16 protein-coding genes are annotated in these 16,525 nt (G+C 71.6%); 3 read left to right on the top strand and 13 right to left on the bottom strand.

Going from position 1 to position 16,525, the window contains the following annotated elements:
• Positions 1 to 76 precede the first annotated feature (76 nt).
• The gene (locus Van01_RS15410; RefSeq protein WP_204007426.1) at positions 77 to 1,705 is read left to right on the top strand and encodes a glycosyltransferase 87 family protein; all 1,629 of its coding nucleotides are present in this window, start codon (positions 77 to 79) and stop codon (positions 1,703 to 1,705) included.
• 3 nt (positions 1,706 to 1,708) lie between these two features.
• Here Van01_RS15410 and Van01_RS15405 read toward each other — a convergent pair whose 3' ends face one another.
• Both Van01_RS15405 and Van01_RS15400 read right to left on the bottom strand, forming a co-directional pair.
• The gene (locus tag Van01_RS15405; RefSeq protein ID WP_204007424.1) at positions 1,709 to 1,879 is read right to left on the bottom strand and encodes a hypothetical protein; all 171 of its coding nucleotides are present in this window, start codon (positions 1,877 to 1,879) and stop codon (positions 1,709 to 1,711) included.
• 104 nt (positions 1,880 to 1,983) lie between these two features.
• On the bottom strand, positions 1,984 to 3,090 hold the full coding sequence (locus Van01_RS15400) for an L-dopachrome tautomerase-related protein (protein ID WP_204007422.1): 1,107 nt from the start codon (positions 3,088 to 3,090) through the stop codon (positions 1,984 to 1,986).
• Positions 3,091 to 3,304: 214 nt separating this feature from the next.
• Here Van01_RS15400 and Van01_RS15395 point away from each other — a divergent pair, with 214 nt between their 5' ends.
• Positions 3,305 to 3,871, top strand: a complete 567-nt coding sequence (locus Van01_RS15395) for an STAS domain-containing protein (protein ID WP_204007419.1) — start codon at positions 3,305 to 3,307, stop codon at positions 3,869 to 3,871.
• 85 nt (positions 3,872 to 3,956) lie between these two features.
• On the opposite strand, the gene Van01_RS15390 is transcribed toward Van01_RS15395, so the two are convergent.
• From Van01_RS15390 to pgi, 9 genes are all read right to left on the bottom strand, one after another.
• The gene (locus Van01_RS15390; RefSeq protein WP_204007630.1) at positions 3,957 to 4,256 is read right to left on the bottom strand and encodes a BON domain-containing protein; all 300 of its coding nucleotides are present in this window, start codon (positions 4,254 to 4,256) and stop codon (positions 3,957 to 3,959) included.
• 141 nt (positions 4,257 to 4,397) lie between these two features.
• Positions 4,398 to 5,603, bottom strand: coding sequence for a sensor histidine kinase (locus Van01_RS15385; RefSeq protein WP_204007417.1), 1,206 nt, complete (start codon positions 5,601 to 5,603; stop codon positions 4,398 to 4,400).
• Positions 5,600 to 6,295: a response regulator transcription factor gene (locus tag Van01_RS15380; protein WP_204007415.1), complete on the bottom strand. Its 696-nt coding sequence runs from the start codon at positions 6,293 to 6,295 to the stop codon at positions 5,600 to 5,602. Before Van01_RS15380 ends, Van01_RS15385 begins: the two co-directional genes overlap by 4 nt.
• Before the next feature lie 7 nt (positions 6,296 to 6,302).
• Entirely contained in the window at positions 6,303 to 7,232 is a 930-nt protein-coding gene (locus Van01_RS15375) for a S1C family serine protease (protein ID WP_204007413.1), read from the bottom strand.
• Between the two features lie 37 nt (positions 7,233 to 7,269).
• Positions 7,270 to 8,220 (bottom strand): VWA domain-containing protein, encoded by a 951-nt coding sequence (locus Van01_RS15370; RefSeq protein WP_204007411.1) that lies wholly within the window; start codon positions 8,218 to 8,220, stop codon positions 7,270 to 7,272.
• Positions 8,217 to 9,200: a DUF58 domain-containing protein gene (locus Van01_RS15365; protein WP_204007409.1), complete on the bottom strand. Its 984-nt coding sequence runs from the start codon at positions 9,198 to 9,200 to the stop codon at positions 8,217 to 8,219. Before Van01_RS15365 ends, Van01_RS15370 begins: the two co-directional genes overlap by 4 nt.
• Positions 9,197 to 10,249, bottom strand: coding sequence for an AAA family ATPase (locus Van01_RS15360; protein ID WP_099845477.1), 1,053 nt, complete (start codon positions 10,247 to 10,249; stop codon positions 9,197 to 9,199). Before Van01_RS15360 ends, Van01_RS15365 begins: the two co-directional genes overlap by 4 nt.
• A gap of 168 nt (positions 10,250 to 10,417) precedes the next feature.
• On the bottom strand, positions 10,418 to 11,020 hold the full coding sequence (locus tag Van01_RS15355) for an MOSC domain-containing protein (protein ID WP_204007407.1): 603 nt from the start codon (positions 11,018 to 11,020) through the stop codon (positions 10,418 to 10,420).
• Positions 11,021 to 11,244: 224 nt separating this feature from the next.
• Positions 11,245 to 12,879 (bottom strand): glucose-6-phosphate isomerase, encoded by a 1,635-nt coding sequence (gene pgi, locus Van01_RS15350; protein ID WP_204007628.1) that lies wholly within the window; start codon positions 12,877 to 12,879, stop codon positions 11,245 to 11,247.
• Positions 12,880 to 13,087: 208 nt separating this feature from the next.
• Between pgi and Van01_RS15345 the strand changes: the two genes are divergently transcribed.
• Positions 13,088 to 14,524, top strand: a complete 1,437-nt coding sequence (locus tag Van01_RS15345; protein WP_204007404.1) for a glucose-6-phosphate dehydrogenase — start codon at positions 13,088 to 13,090, stop codon at positions 14,522 to 14,524.
• Positions 14,525 to 14,596: 72 nt separating this feature from the next.
• Here the strand turns inward: Van01_RS15345 and Van01_RS15340 are convergent, their stop codons facing one another.
• Positions 14,597 to 16,039, bottom strand: a complete 1,443-nt coding sequence (locus Van01_RS15340) for a cellulase family glycosylhydrolase (RefSeq protein ID WP_204007402.1) — start codon at positions 16,037 to 16,039, stop codon at positions 14,597 to 14,599.
• A 189-nt stretch (positions 16,040 to 16,228) separates the two neighbouring features.
• Positions 16,229 to 16,462 carry a hypothetical protein gene (locus Van01_RS15335; RefSeq protein ID WP_204007399.1) on the bottom strand — a complete coding sequence of 78 codons (234 nt, stop codon included), beginning with the start codon at positions 16,460 to 16,462 and terminating at the stop codon, positions 16,229 to 16,231.
• Positions 16,463 to 16,525: the final 63 nt, after the last annotated feature.

Here is a 16,525-nt window from a genome sequence, read left to right as displayed (position 1 = left end):
CAAGGTGTGGTGGAGTAGCCGCGCTGAGCGGTGGCGGGGCCGCGCCGAGCGGTCCGGGCACCCCTATTCTCTGTCCATGCGGGATCATCGGGCGACGCTGCTGTGGGTGGGCTTCGCGGTGGCGGCACTGGTCTCCGTCGCGCTTGTGCTGCGCCGCCCCGATCGCCTGTCCGACCTGCACATCTACCACGGAGCGCTCACCGACCTGCGGGCCGGGCGTCCGCTGTACGGGTACGTGGCGCCCAACGGTGGACCGTTCACCTACCCGCCGTTCGCGGCGCTCGTCCTCTGGCCGATCACGACGGTTCCGCTCGGCGTGGTCGAGGCGGTCTGGCTGGCGGCGACCTGCGCGGCCGTGGTCGCCATCGCCGTACCCGTCGGTCGCGCGCTGGTCACGGGCCGCACCGCCGCGCCGGGCCGAGGCGTGGCCGGTGCTCGCACGGGGACGTCGGCGCCTGTCAGCATCGCGGCGGTCGCGGCGGTGCTGATGATCGCCGCGCCCGTGCAGAGCAACCTGCGCTTCGGTCAGGTGAGCATCTTCATCGTGCTGATGGCTCTGCTCGACGCGATGGCGCCGCCGTCGCGGATGCGCGGCGTGCTGATCGGTGTGGCGGCGGCGATCAAACTGACTCCGCTGCTGTTCGTGCTCTACTTCCTGGCCTGCGGCCGGTACCGCGACGCCGCCCGCGCGCTGGGGGCCTTCGTCACCTGCGGGGCGCTCGCCCTCGTGGTGCTGCCCGCCGAGAGCCTGACCTACTGGGCGGGCACCGTCGCCCAGACCTCCCGGATCGGCAACCTGGCGTCGCTGGGTAACCAGTCCGTGCACGGGATGCTGCTTCGCCTCGGCCTGGACGAGCGGTCCCTCCCGTTGGTCTGGGCCGCCCTGGTGGCCGTCATCTGCGCGCTGGCCCTGCTGCGGGCCCGGGCGCTGTCCCGGCTGGGGCGTCCAGGGCACGCCGCGGTGCTTGTCGGCTGCGCCACGGTGGCCGCGTCCCCGGTCTCCTGGACCCACCACCAGGTGTGGACGGTCCTCGCCGCGATGCTGCTGGTGGGTGCCGTCGGTGTCGCCCGGCGGGTCGCCGGTGCTCTGCTGCTGGCCAGCATGGTGCTGTCGCTGGGCGCGGTGCTGGCTCCGGTGTCGATGCGACCAGGTGTGCAGTTCCTCTTCGAGAACGCCCGTGCCATCGGCACCGTCGCGCTCTGCGTGACCGGGTTCGGCGCGGTCGCGCTCACCGCCGCCCGTACCCACCGCACCCGGCCCACCGGGCGAGGATGGCCGCGGGTGGGCGTCGCGGCGCTCGGTGCGCTCGCGTTCTTCGCCGTGCAGCCGTTACCCGCCGGAGCCGACCCCACCTTCAAGGCGTACCGCCTCCCCGACGTGGTCAACGCACGGTACTTCTTCGTGTGCCGGGGGCCTGTCGAGTGCGCCCACTACGGCACCGGTGCCCCGGTCACCTTCGGCACCCGTCGGGAGAAGACGAAGGTGCGCGTCAACGGCGTGGTCTCCGAGCAGGTGGCGCGGTTGGACTACCACTCCGCTCCGGGCGGTCCGCCGCGCAGCATCCCGCTGCTTGCCGCCTATCCGGGGGTGCGGACGTTCTCGTTCCGGTCGGCCACCATGGTGCACGGGCGGCTTGTCGCCTACTCCGCTGACGGACGTGCCCTGGTCACCTACGACGACGAGTTGACCGCCGCGACGCGTTAGCTCCTACTGATCGCCGTCGATCACGTCGGTCTCGCCGTCGTGGGAGTACGTCACCGGCGGGTGCTCGTCGGGCAGCGGGGTCTGCGCCGGATTGTGGTGGGGGTCGCCGTCCGGGGAGAACAGCACCGGGTCGGTCTTCGCGCTCTTCTCGCGCTCTTCCTCCGGCTCGGTCACGACCCGCTCCTCACCTCGTGGGCATTCCGCTCCGACGCTACGGGCCGGGGCGGCGCGTCGCCCCGATCGGATGCCACTGCCACCCGATCGGGGCGCGTCGGTGGTCACGGCCGCAGCAGCACCGGGCCCGCGTCGATCCGGGTCCGGAACAGGGCGTACGGCCTGCGTCGCCGGTCCTGGCCACGGTTGAACGGCGGCTGCCGGTGCACCTGGTTGGCGATGACGTAGAGGTGCCGGTTGACGGCCACACTCAGAGTGTCCGGCCAGAGCAGGCGGGGGTCATGCACCACGGTCTCGTACTCACCGTCGGGGCGACGCCGCAGCACCGCGTTGTGCTCGTAGTTGGTGAGGTAGATCCGGCCAGCGTCGTCAGACTCCAGGCCGTCCGCGCCACCGCCCTTGTCGCCCTCGTCGACAACCGTCGCGGCGACCTCCGCGTCGCCCAGGGCCCGGTCGGCCAGGGCGTCGGTGGCGACGCTGTACCAGCGGCGGGTGGCGAGGGCGCAGTAGTACAGCCGCGCACCGTCGGCGGAGATCGCGATGCCGTCGGCGCCGACACCCACCGGCTGCGGCGGCCCGTCCGGGGGACGGACCATGAAGGGGCGTCCCTCGACCACCGGACGGAAGTCCGCAAGCGACGCGGCCTTGGTGGACGGGTGGTCGTTGAGCCGCCGCCACGACGTCCCGGTGGCCAGGTCGACCACGATGATGGCGTTCGGGGCGCCATCGGCGGAGTCGGTGATGTACGCCAGCCCTGCCTCACCGCGACGTAGGTCGAAGCGCACGTCGTTGAGGTACGACGTGGGCAGCACCACGTCAGCCGGGAAGGTGATCACCTGGGCGACGGTGTCGGTCCGCAGGTCGACGCGGACCAGTTTCGGCCCCCCGGGGGAGGTCGGCTGGAACATCGGGCTGCCCGTGTCGAGCACCCAGAGCCGGTCGGCCGGGTCGACCACCACGCTCTGTACCGACACGAACGCCGACGGGTCGTCGTCGCCGGACGGCGTGTTCCAGCGCAGGTCGGGGAAGGGAACCTCCCGCCCGCGCCGCAGTTCGACAACTGTCGCGGGCACCTGGTCACCCCATCGGGGGAAATTGACGAAGATCCGACCACTGTGCGAGACCGTCACCCCGGTGGGCATCGGGCCCCGGAACCGGTGCACCACTTCCAGCGTGCCGACCGGTTCGTCGGCGGGTAGTGCGTTTCGCATACTTCGACCTCCCGTCGCACACAGGGATCAACTGTTCTCTCTGCATCTATCGTGCCAAAGCGGACGGCGGGTGCGGTCGTTGTCGTCGCCCATCCGACCCCGCCAGCATGGGGAAGCCGATTCGTCACCCAACCGTCACGTGTCCGCGCGGTGCCCGCCACCTGACCCCGGCAGGGTGGGACCCCGACCCCTCTGACCTGGGAAGGAGCACGCCATGGCCGTCGTCCTGGATGACCATCAGATCACCCTGACCTGTGACAACTGCGGTGACACGGTCGCCGCGCCGCGGGTGCCCTCCGACGCGGAGGTGGTGTGGCCGTTGGTGTCCGAGCACGGCTGGAGCGGTTCGCCGTTGGCCGACGGCCCGCACCGCTGCGCGCACTGCACCCAACTCGGCCCCGCCGCTGCCGGTGTGCCCGGCGGCATCCTCGGCATCGAACACCTCGGTGCCGTGACTGTGGTGACAGTCGCCGGTGACGTCGACGTCGACACCGGCGAGACGCTGGGCATGGCGTTGGGGCACGCGGCCGACATGGGCGGGCACGTCCTGGTGGACCTCGGTGGGACGGATCTCGTCGACTCCACAGCGCTCGGGCTGCTCGTCCGCGCGCACCGCGCCGCCGCTGACCGCGGCGCACAGCTCTGCGTTGCCTCGGCCTCGCCGCTGATCCGTCAGGTGCTCCGGGTCACCCGGCTGGACGAGGTGTTCCCCATCGCGGACACCCGCGCCGATGCGCTCGCCCGCCTCCGGGGCCACACCTCGGACACCGACCCCGCGTAGTCCTCGTTCCTCGGCTCCGGACCGTTGGCCTGGTGTGTCCGGCCCGTCCACGTCGCCGGTGCCGGGCGCCGTGGACGGGCCGAAGTCAGCTGCGGCCCCGCCGGTGACCGGCCAGCCGTAGCGCGTTGCAGACGTCCGTCACGCCCTCGACGTCCCAGGCCAACTCGCCGGCCGCGCGGCGGGTCTCGGCGTTGGCCACCAGGCCGGTGAGGATCACGACCCGGTTCTGCACCATCACCGTGATCTGCTGCCGACGGGTCGACCAGTCGGCGCTGAGCCGCTGCGCGACCAGGGCGGCGAGCCGGACATCCTCGTCGTGGTGCTGCGGCTCGTCCCACAGGGCCCGGAAGGAATGATCGTCGGGCATCGGCCAGGGCCACGGCATCACCACAGCGGTCTCCTTCGTCGTCGACGCCGGCGACCCGACGCGCCGTCCCGATCGCCACCACCTTGCGCAACGACCTTGGAGTCGACCGCACGGTTGGATGACATTTGCGTGACAGTCCGGCGGCTGGCACCCGCCCGCTCACACTGGGGCGCTGACCGGTGGCCGGGTGTCCCCGGTCCGGTCGGCGGCCGGCAGCCACAGCACGAAGGTGCTGCCCGTACCCGGGCGGGAGAAGACCGCCACCTGCCCACCGTGCGACTCGACGATCTGGCGGACGATGGCCAACCCCAGCCCGGTCCGGCGGTCACCGGAGCCGCCCCGCGCGGTCTCGCCGCGCCAGAATCTGTCGAAGACCCGCGGCTGGTCGGCCTCGGCGATGCCCGGCCCCTCGTCGGCGACCGCCAACCACAGCCAGTCGCCCACCCGGCCGGTCGCCACCTTGACCGCTGCACCGAGCGGGGAGAGGCGTACCGCGTTGGACAGCAGATTGCCGGCGGCCCGGCGCAGCGTGTCAGGGTCGCCGATGAGGGTGAGCCCCGGGTCGAGCGCGTACCGCAGGCGCAGACCACGGCCGGTGGCCAGGGCGGCGAAGTCCTCACCCGCCTCGCGGGCCACGGCGCTGAGATCGACATCCGTGTCGGACATCGAGTCGGCGTCCCGACGGGCCGTGGCCAGCAGATCCTCCACCAGCCGGGACATCCGGGTGGTGGCCCGGTCGATCGTCGCCACCGCGGCGGCCCGCTCCTGCTCACCGGCCTCCGGCGCGGTGAGAGAGGCGTCGAGGTTGGCTCGGATGATCGCCAACGGGCTGCGCAACTCGTGCGAGGCGTCATCGATGAGCTGCCGCTGGGCGTGGAAGGCATGATCGAGCCGGTCGAGCATGGAGTCGATGGTGTCGCCGAGGTCGCGCAGCTCGTCGCGGGAACCGGTCAGGCGGATCCGGCGGGACAGGTCGGTGGCCTGGATCTCCCGGGCGGTACGGGCGATGGCACCCACCGGGCGCAGGGCCCGGCCGGAAAGCACCCAGCCGATGCCGAGGCTGGCCACGAAGAGCCCGCCGAGCGCGATCAACGAGTAGTCCCGCACCGTCTGCAACAGCCGCAGGTTCACCTCGTCCTCGATCTGCTGAACCTCGGCGACCTCGAGGGTGGTGCCGGTCGGCACCGTACGTCCGTCGCTCTTGAGCTTGACCAGCTGCGCCTCGTACCGCTTGGTGATCGGCTTGGGATCGACAGCCCGGTCCACCGCCACGTACGCCACCAGCAGGCCGGCACCGGCCAGCGCGAACAGCAGCGTCGAGTAGAGCACCGTCAACCGGAACCGGATCGACCGGAAAACACTCACGCCAGCACCTCCCGCAGCCGGTAGCCGCGTCCGACGACCGTCTCGATCGCCGGGTCGTCGCCGGCACCTGTGAGTTTGCGTCGCAGCGTACCCACGGTGACCCGGACGGTCTCGGTGAACGGATCGGCGTTGGCGTCCCAGACGTGCTCCAGCAGCTCCTCGGCCGGCACCACCCGCCCGGGGCGGGTCATCAGGTACTCCAGGACGCCGAACTCCTTGCGGGTCAGGTGCAGCGGCCGGTCGCCCCGCCGGGCCTGCTGCCGGGCCACGTCCAGGGTCAACGCGCCGACGGTGAGGACCACCCCGGTACCGCCGGTGTCGCGGCGCAGCAGCGCCCGTACCCGCGCCAGCAGCTCGACAAGCGCGAACGGTTTCACCAGGTAGTCGTCGGCGCCCTCGTCCAGGCCACGGACCCGGTCGCCAAGCGCGCCTCGGGCGGTGAGCATCAGCACCCGAAGGTCGCGCCCACCGGCCACCTCGACCTCTCCGGACCGGATCGCCCGGCACACCGCGAACCCGTCCACGTCGGGCAGGTTGACGTCGAGCAGCAGCAGGTCGTACGCGTTGACCAGCAGCAGGTCGTACGCCTGTGCCGCGTCGGCGGCGAGATCGACGGCGTAGCCCGCCCGGACCAGCCCGACCCGCAACGCGCCGGCCAGATCCTCTTCGTCTTCCACCACGAGCAGCCGCATCGTCCAGTTATCCCCTCGCGATCAGCCCCTGTGCCACCTGTGCTGCCCGCTCGACCGGGATGGCGAAACCGATCCCGATGTTGCCGCTGCCCTCCAGCGTGGCGATGGCGGTGTTCACGCCCACCACCTCGCCCCGACCGTTCACCAGCGGGCCGCCGGAGTTCCCCGGGTTGATCGACGCATCCGTCTGCACCGCCGGCTGCCGGGCCCCACCGCCGAGCCGGACCGGCCGGTCCAGGGCGCTGACGATTCCGGCGGTGACCGTGCCGGAGAGCCCGAGCGGTGAACCGACGGCGAGCACCGGCTCACCGACCCGCGTCCGGCCGGCCGACGCCAGCGGCAGCGGGCGCAGACCGTTGCCCGGGTCGACCCGCAGCACGGCGATGTCGGTACCCGGGTCGCGGCCGACCAGCCGCGCGGTGAGCCGACGGCCGTCCCGACCGACCACCTGGATCGTGCCGCCACCGGCCACCACATGGTTGTTGGTGACCACGTGCCCTCGATCGTCGATCAGGAATCCGGATCCGGAGGCACCCCGGCCGCCTGTGGTCACCCGTACCGACACCACCCCGGCCAGCACCCGGTCGGCGGCGGCGACCAGGTCGTCACCACTCGGGCTCGCGGTCGGGCCGGTCGGCGCGGCACCCAGGACGGCCTCCGGCGGGTCGCCGCCGGCCAGGTGACCGGCGACGCCGCCGGCGCCGGCGGACACCGCCACCACGGTCAATCCCGCCAGCAGCAGCCGGGGCCAGCGCGACGGGCCGGTCGGTTCCGCAGCCCGGTCCGTCGGGCTGTACGCCGGGACGTCGGGCCCGGTCGGTGCGACCGGGAGTACGGCGGCCGGCGTCGACCCGGCCGGCTGCTCGTCGGGGGACAGGTCGGGTGAGACGAAGCGGGGTCCGCGCGGCTCACCCAGCCCCGGAATCGTGCTCGGCATGCGATGTCCCTCCTCAGGGAAGACCGTAGGGAGGCGGTCAGGGCAGTCGGGAGAACCAGAACAGCGAGGCGGCGGCGGCCAGCAGCGCGAGCACCAGGCCGGCGCCGATGAACCGAGCCGACACGTCCTGCCGCTCCAGTCGGTGACCCACCGAGGAACCGATGTCGGAGTACGCGGCCCGCAACTCGTCGCCACTGCCCGCCTCGTAGTAACCGCCGCCGGCCTGCTCGGCCACGGCGCGCAGGGTTTCCCCGTCGACCGGGACCGACTGGCCGCCACCGATGCGGCCGTCGAGCGTGCCGAAGGAGATGGTGTCGACAGGTACGCCCGCCGCCACCGCGTCGGCGGCGGCCAGCGCCGGGTCGCGCCCCGACGTGTTCGCCCCGTCGGAGAGCACCACCACCCGGGCCGGCGGCGGATCCTCGGCGGCCTGCGCGTCAAGGGTGCGGATCGACTCCAGGGAGGCGTGGATGGCCTCGCCGATCGCCGTGCCCTGCAGGGCTGTGACGCCCTCGTCGAGCTGGTCGATTCCGGCGGTGACCGTTTCCCGGTCACCACCGGGGGCGACCATCACCGACGCGTTGCCGGCGAAGGCCACCAGCCCGACGTTGAACTCCGCCGGCAGGTCGGCCACGAACTCGTGGGCCGCCTGCCGGGCCGCGATCAGCCGGTCCGGCGGTACGTCGTCGGCGAGCATGGAGCGGGACACGTCGACGGCCACGATGACGGTGGCCCGTTCCCGGGGCACCCGTACCTCGTCGGTCGGCCGGGCGAAGCCGACCACCAGCAGCGCCAGCATCGCGATGAACAGCCCGGCCGGCACGTGCCGCCGCCATGCCGGGCGGGCCGGTGCCACCTTGTCCAGCAGGCGCAGGTTGGTGAACCGGACGGCGTACCGGCTGTGCCGACGCTGACGCAGCAGGTAGGCGACCACCAGGGCGGCCACCCCGGCCAACAACCACAGCCGTTCCGGAGACTGCCAGCTCACGCCGCTCCTCCATTCGTCGGGCGGGTCGCCCGGGCCAACCGGCGCTGGGCGTGGACGTGCCGGACGATGTCGGCGATCCAGTCCCGGTCGGTGCTCAGCGGTAGATGGGTCGCACCGGCCCGGCGCAGGGCCCGCGCCACGGCCAGCCGTTGTGCGGCGGCAGCCGCCGCGTAGCGGTCGCGCAGCCGTCGGCTGCCGGTGGCGACCTCCCGCCGTCGCCCGCTCTCCGGGTCGACGAGCGTGATCAGGCCGACGTCGGGCAGCTCCAGCTCACGTGGATCACGGACCTCGACCGCGAGTACCTGGTGCCGCGCGGCAAGGCGCCGCAGCGCCCGCTCCCAGTCCGGTGGACCGCCCCCGGCACCGGCCACCCCCTCGTCGGGCAGACCGTCCATGAAGTCGGAGACGACCACCGCCAGCCCGCGCCGGCCCGCCGAGCGACGCAACCCGTCGATGGCCTCGGCAAATGGGACGGAGTCGGTGGCTGGTCGACCGCGCGGCACCTCCAACAGGGTGCGCAGCAGGCTGAGCAGGTGGTATCGGCCGGTGCGGGCGGGGAACCGGCGCACCCCCGCGTCGCCGAGCAGGTGCGCGCCGAGCCGGTTGCCGGAGCCGGCGGTCAGGAAACCGACGGCGGCGACGGCCGCCACCGCCAGCTCCCGCTTCTCCAGCTCGGCGGTGCCGAAGTCCATGCTGGGTGTCGCGTCCACGAGCGTCCAGGTGGTCAGTTCCCGGTCGGCGTCGACGGTACGCACGTGTGGCACTGTCGTCCGCGCGGTCACCGACCAGTCCATCCGCCGTACCTCGTCCTCGCCGGGGCGGTATTCCCGGCTGCCCGCCGGTTCGCTGCCCGGCCCCGGTAGCAGGCCCAGGTGCTGCCCGTGCAGCAGCCCGTCGAGTCGGCGGGTGATGGTCAGCTCCAGCCGGCGCAGCCGACGCTGCGGTGCCAGGTGCCCGAGACTCGTCGCGTTCTCGTTCATGCCGCCGCCCCCAGGCCCGGCCCCTGGTCCTCCTGCGCGGGGGCGATCTGTGGTGGCGGCACCGCCGCCACGACCTGCCGTACCAGGCCGCCGGGGTCGACGTCGTCGGCGACCGCGTCGAAGGAGAGGACGAGCCGGTGGGCGAGCACGTCGGTGGCGATCTCCCGCACGTCGGCGGGGAGCACGTAGTCCCGGCCGCGCAGCAGCGCCAGCGCCCGGGCCGCGGCGACCAGACCGAGGGTCGCGCGAGGGCTGGCACCGTACGCCAGCTGCGCGGCCACCTCCGGCAACCCGAACCGGCGCGGGTCACGGGTGGCCAGCACCAGCCGGACGACGTACTCGGCCAGCGCGTGGTGGACGAACACCTCCCGGGCCCGGCCCTGCAACGCCATCAGCCGGTGCGGGTCCAGCACCGGCCGGGCGGCCGGGGTGCCGGAGCCCATCCGGTAGAGGATGCCCAGTTCCTCGTCGTCGGTCGGATAGTCGACCACCACCTTCATCAGAAAGCGGTCCCGCTGGGCCTCGGGCAGCTGGTAGACGCCTTCGGACTCGATCGGGTTCTGGGTGGCCAGCACCAGGAACGGCGCGGGGACCGGATAGCTCCGCCCGCCGAGCGAGACGTGTCCCTCGGCCATCACCTCGAGCAGCGCCGACTGCACCTTGGCCGGCGCGCGGTTGATCTCGTCGGCGAGGACCAGGTTGGCCATCACCGGCCCCAGCTCGACGTCGAAGTTCTCGGTCGAGGCCCGGTAGATCCGGGTACCGAGGATGTCCGACGGCACCAGGTCGGGGGTGAACTGGATCCGCGAGAAGCTGCCGCCCACCGCCGTGGCCAGGGTCTCCACGGCGAGGGTCTTGGCCACGCCGGGCACCCCTTCCAGCAGGCAGTGGCCCCGGGCGAGCAGCGCGGTGAGCAGCCGTTCCACCAGTCGGTCCTGGCCGACGATCACCCGCTTCACCTCGAACAGGGTCTGTTCCAGCAGCCGGGTGTCGTCGGCGCGCGTCGCGGTCAGATCCGGTGCGGTGAGGTCCTGGATGGTGCTGCCCATGCGCTGCTCCTCGGTCGCCTCTTTCGGACGCGGGTACCTGGACAACGGGGGAGCCCGGGTACCCGCTGGTGACCCATTGGGCCAGAACGGACCGAAAGCCAACCGAACGACCGAGGGCGCGGCGGCGACTGTGGACGGTGACCCGCGCCACTGCCGGCGCGGCAGCGGTCAGGAGGACGCGTCAGGCTCGGGGGTGGCGGGGAGCTGCCGGATGGTGTCGCCGGTCTCGATCGTCCCGCCGACGACCACCCGGGCGTTGAGGCCGCGCAGCCGGAGGTGCTTGCCCTCGTCGGTCCAGACGACCTTGTGGGCGTCCCGGCCGAACCGGGCGGCGAACTTGGCGCAACCGGTGTGTGGCTGGTCGGTCACCTCGATGACGGCCCGGTCGCCGATCGCCAGGCGGGTACCGGCCGGCAGGGCGTCGACGCTCAGGTCCAGATCGACGTAGAGCTGATCGCCAGCGAGCGCCCAGGCGTCCCGGTCGGGACCGGCGATCAACTCGACGAAGCGGGAGTTGATGACGTTCAGCTGCATGTCCGGGTGCGGTGAGTGGTCGGCGGTTCGCGTGCTGGGTCGTTGGCCCCAGGTGTCACCGAGCAGCCCGGCGTCCGGATCCAACTCGGCCCGGGACAACACCTCGCGGGCATCCACCGCCGGCCGCCGTACGGCCAACGCGAGGGTGCCGACACCTCGGGGGGAGCGCCGCACGAGGTGCAGCCCTGCCATGATCTCGTCCATGGAGCGGTGGCGCACGGTGATGGAGTTCGTCACGCTCCGACTGTGCCCGACGCCCGCCAGCGGCGTCCAAACAGTTCTCGAAGCACGAGACCGAACGAGGCACTGTTCCCTCGCCGGCCCTCGCCCCGACGCAAACCCGTCAAGATTCGCGCAACTTCGCTGATGTTGCTGCCTCCAGATGCCTCCGAGGCAGCAACATCGGTGAAGTTGTACGGATCTTGCGGCAGTGGCCGCCGCGAACGGGCGTCTGCTGCCGGTCAGGGGCGGTTGCGCTGGGTGCGGTAGCGGGCGATGAGGGCGGCGGTGGAGGAGTCCAGGGTGGTCAGGTCGGGCGCGTCGCCGGTGAGCAGTGGAGCGAGTTGGTTGGCCATCACCTTGCCCAGCTCGACGCCCCACTGGTCGAACGGGTTGATGTCCCAGATCGCGCCCTCGGTGAGCACGATGTGCTCGTAGAGGGCGACCAGTTGACCGAGGGTGGCCGGGGTGAGCCGGTCGGCCACGATCGAGGTGGTGGGGTGGTTGCCCGGCATCACCCGGTGCGGTACGAGGTCCGCCGCGGTGCCCTCGGCGGCGACCTGCTCGGCGGTCCGACCGAAGGCCAGCGCCGCCGTCTGGGCGAAGAAGTTCGACATGAACAGGTCGTGCATGTCGCCGATGTCGTGGTTGGGCTCGCTGAACCCGATGAAGTCCGCAGGTACCAGGCGGGTGCCCTGGTGCAGCAACTGGTAGAAGGCGTGCTGGCCGTTGGTGCCGGGCTCGCCCCAGAAGATCTCCCCGGTGTCGTACGACACCTGGCGGCCGTCGGTGCGTACCGACTTGCCGTTGCTCTCCATGGTCAGCTGTTGCAGGTAGGCGGGGAACCGGTGCAGGTACTGCGAGTACGGCAGCACCGCGTGGGTCTGCGCGCCCAGGAAGTTGGTGTACCAGACGTTGAGCAGGCCGAGCAGCACCGGCGCGTTCTCCGCCAGCGGCGCGGTACGGAAGTGCTCGTCCACGGCGTGGTAGCCGGCCAGCATCTCGTCGAAGCGCGCCGGCCCGATGGACAGCATCACCGACAGGCCCACCGCGGAGGGCAGCGAGTACCTGCCACCGACCCAGTCCCAGAAGCCGAACATGTTGGCCGGGTCGATGCCGAAGTCCGCCACCCGCTGGGCGTTGGTGCTGACCGCCACGAAGTGGCGGGCCACCGCGTCGGCGTCGGCGTCGAGGCCGGTGAGCAGCCAGTGCCGGGCCTGCTCGGCGTTGGCCAGCGTCTCCTGCGTGGAGAAGGTCTTCGACACCACCACGAACAGGGTGGTCGCCGGATCCAGGTCCGCGACCGTGTCGTGAATGTCGGTGGGGTCGATGTTCGACACGAAACGGCAGCTCAGGCCAGCGTCGCGGTACGCCTTCAACGCCTCGTACGCCATCACCGGCCCGAGATCGGAGCCGCCGATGCCGATGTTGACGACGGTGCGGATACGCTCGCCGGAGTGCCCGCGCCACTGGCCGGAGCGCACCTTCTCGGCGAACTCGGCCATCCGTTGCCGCACCGCGTGCACGTCGGCCGCCACATCCTGCCCGTCGACGGTGAGCGAGGCATCGGAGGGCAACCGCAGCGCGGTATGCAGCACGGCGCGATCCTCGGTGCCGTTGATGTGGGCTCCGGCGAACATCGCGGCGATCCGGTCGGTGAGCCCGAGCCGCTCGGCCAGGGCGGTCAGCAGGCGCAACGTCTCGTCTGTGAAAAGGTTCTTGCTGTAGTCGACGTAGAGGTCGGCAACCTCGACGGTCAACCGTCGCCCCCGGTCGCGGTCGGTGGCGAACAGCTCCCGCAGGTGCGTCCCGCGGATCTCCTCGGCGTGCTTGCGCAGGGCCTGCCACTCGTCGGTGCTGGTGACGTCCGCAGCCATCGGATCGATCGTCTCCTCGCAGGGTCGGGCGGCCTTCTCCCGGCCGACGGTGAGACCAGACTGCCACACGAAGATCCGCCCGCCAGCCCGACACCACGACCATGGCCGCGGGTGACGATCCGCACCGGCCCGGGCACGATGCGCGACCAGCCGGCGAGTCCGCGGGGTCCGGTGCCTGCTGCTCGCCGGGACAGGGCATGGTGGTGGCATGACGACGCCGGAATCGAGCGCTCCCGCAGAACCCGCCACCGCCACCGGGGTACGGCAGACCCTGCTGGTGCTCGGCGCCAGTGGCGACCTGACCGGTCGCCTGCTGCTGCCCGGCCTGGGCCGGTTGCTGGCCACCGGGGCGGTACCCGGGTTGCGGCTGATCGGCAGCGGCATGGACGGCTGGGACGACGAGCGCTGGCGGCGCCGGGTGGCGGACTCCTTCGGGGCCGTCGGTGCGGTCGGTCCGGCGGAGTCCGAGGTGATCCGCGAGACGCGCTACGTACCCGCCGACGTGACGCGTGAGGAGGACCTGCGCTCGCTGCTGGGCTGCTGCACCGGACCGTTGGTGATCTTCTTTGCGCTGCCGCCGCTGGTGACCGCCCGCTCGGCCGCCGCGCTGGCCCGCATCGGGGTGCCGCCGGGCACCCGGCTGATGCTGGAGAAGCCCTTCGGCGTCGATCGGATCTCGGCCCGGTCGCTGAACGAACTGCTGGCCATCCTGGTACCGGAGAACCAGGTCCACCGGATCGACCACTTCCTCGGCAAGTCGACAGTGCTCAACCTGCTCGGCCTGCGCTTCGCCAACCGGATCTTCGAGCCGGTGCTCAACTCCGCCCACGTCGCCTGCGTGGACATCGTCTTCGACGAGACGCTCGGCCTGGAAGGTCGGGCCGGTTACTACGACGGTGCCGGTGCGCTTGTGGACATGGTGCAGTCCCACCTGCTCCAGGTGCTGGCCCTGCTGGCCATGGATCCACCGCCGAGCCTGCTGGCCGAGGAGCTGCGGGGCCGAAAGGCGCAGGTGCTGCGGGCCACCCGGCTGTGGCGGGACGATCCGACGGTGGCCAGCCGACGCGCCCGCTACACCGCTGGGGAGATCAACGGGCGGCGGTTGCCGAACTACACCGACGAGCCCGGCGTCGACCCCCGGCGGAACACTGAGACGCTCGCGGAACTGGCGGTCACGGTGGACAACTGGCGCTGGGCGGGAGTGCCGTTCCGGCTCCGTTCCGGGAAGGCGGTGGACGCCGTACGCAAGGAGGCGATCATTACCTTCAAACAGCCGACCCGGGTGCCCGACGGCCTGACCGGCTACGAGCGGCCCGACCGGCTTCGGATCGGCTTCGGCCCGGACCGGCTCGGCCTGGATCTCAACATCAACGGTCCCGGGAACCCCTTCGAGCTGGAACAGGTGAACCTGACTGCGGACTTCGGCCCCGGAGACCTGCCCGCGTACGGCGAGGTGCTGCGTGGTGCGTTCGAGGGGGATCCGACCCTGTCGGTACGCGCCGACGTCGCCGAGGAGTGCTGGCGGGTGGTGGAACCGGTGCTGGCCGCCTGGAAGACCGGAGCGGTGCCGCTCCAGGAGTACCGGGCGGGCTCCGCCGGGCCGGCCGACTCGCTCATCGGCCCGGTGCCCGACAGCCCACAGTGATCGGAGCGGGCCCCGCACCAGTGCGGCCCCGGCGGTGTACCGCCGGGGCCGCGTGGTGGTGGTGCGCTCGGATCAGCTGGTGGGGAAGTTGTCCGGGGTGCGGATGCGGTCGCGCATGAAGACACCGGAAGCGGTAAGCATCGAGGTGCCTGTGTAGCTGCTGCCGTTGCAGGTGCCCGGCCGCAACGCGGCGCTGCCCTCGGCCTTGTCGGAGAAGGTCCAGTTGGCGTAGCCGATCTTCAGCCGGTCGAGCAGGTCGAGCCACTGGGCGCTGCTGGTCAGGTCGACACCCCCGTCACCTGTGTAGTCGACGGTGCCGAACTCGGTGACGAACAGCGGCAGCCTGGCGGCGGCCCGCTCCACCTCGGCGCGGTAGTTGTCCTTGTGCGACGCGGCGTAGAAGTGGAACGCGTACATGACGTTGCTGGCGTTGACCGGGTTGTTGACGATCTCGGTGTGGTTGGCGCCCTCGGAGACGCCCAGCGAGGACCAGGCCCGGGTGCCCACGATGACCACCGCGTCCGGGTCGTTGGCCCGGATCACCGGGATCACCTGGTCGGCGTAGTTCTTGATGGTCGACCAGCTCACCCCGTTGGGTTCGTTGGCGATCTCGTAGATCACGTTGTTCTTCGCGGCGTGCCGGGCGGAGACGGCGGCGAAGAAGGTCTTGGCCCGCTCCAGATTGAACATCGGGTCACCCGGGGTGAGCAGGTGAAAGTCGATCATCGCGTACATGCCCCGCCGGGTGGCCTCCTCGACGAGGTTGTTGACCCGGTTGGTGAAGCCCGCGGGGTCGGTCTCGTAGCCCTGCTCCTGCACGTACATGGCGATGCGGAACAGGTCGGCGCGCCAGTCGGTGGCGAGCGCGTCGAGCGAGGCCGGGTTGTAGCAGTTGCCGAACCACTGGATGCCGTGGCTGCTCATGCCGCGCAGCTGGATCGGTCGACCGTACTGGTTGCAGAGGTTGACCCCGCACACCCGCAACTGTCCGTTGATGCCGACCGGAGTCTGGGTGCCCGGCGGTGGCGGGGTCGTCGGCGGGTTGGTGGTCGGCGGTGGCGCGGTGGTCGGCGGGGGAGTGGTCGGCGTGGTCGAGCCCGTGCACACGGTGCCGTTGAGCGTGAACGAACTCGGTGACGGGTTGGCGCCTGTGAAACTACCGTTGAAGCCGATGTTGGTGCTGGCTCCGGTGGCGAGCGAGCCGTTCCAGCTAGCGCTCCGTGCGGTGACGGCGCTGCCGCTCTGGCTCCAGGTGGCGGACCAGCCCTGGGTGAGTCGTTGGCCACCGTCGGGGAAGGCGAACCCCAGGGTCCAGTTGCTGAGCGCGTCGCCGAGATTGGTGACGGTGACGCTCGCGGTGAACCCGCCGGACCAGCTGTTCGTCGTGTAGGCCACGGAGCAGCCGGTTGCGGCCATCGCGTTGGTGGTGGGCAGGGCCGTCAACGCGCCCACGGTCAACGCGCCGACGGCGCCGGCCGCGACCAGCAGGCGCCGCAGGCGTGGAGGTTGCTTCATGGTGGACCATCGCAATCTGGTCGTGGTGGTGGGGTACGGCACTCCGGCCACAACGGACGAGGAGACCGGGAGCGCTCCCATGGCAGCCTACGATGGTTCGAAACGATAACGCAATATTTCGATACGTCGAAGCAGAAGATCGCCGGTGGCCCGGGGGCGTGCTGCCCGGGCCACCGGCGGTGCGGTGCCTCAGTCCTCGTCGGCGGCGCCTCGCCGGTCGGCGTCGGCGTCGGCAGCTCCGACGGGCGTCGGATCGGTGTCCCGTCGTGCCGAGGTCAGATCGATGTCGGCGCCGGCTCGAACGGCATCGGCCGCCGCGTCGTCCGCGCCGACCAGTTCGCCGGTGCCGGCGTCGTCCTCGTCGTCGACAAGCTTGCCGGCCCCGGTCAGCGCGATCGGGGTGTACCTCGGGTCGGTAGTCATCGCGTGCTCCTCTCCGGTGCCCCGGTAGGTACCCGCCGCGCGACGCCGGCACACCGCTTACCG

Origin of the sequence: Micromonospora andamanensis, assembly GCF_016863495.1 — a bacterium.
In the GTDB taxonomy this organism is placed as follows: Bacteria; Actinomycetota; Actinomycetes; order Mycobacteriales; family Micromonosporaceae; genus Micromonospora; species Micromonospora andamanensis.
Note: the sequence above shows the minus strand (reverse complement) of the source record. Positions and strands in the feature narration are given on the sequence as shown.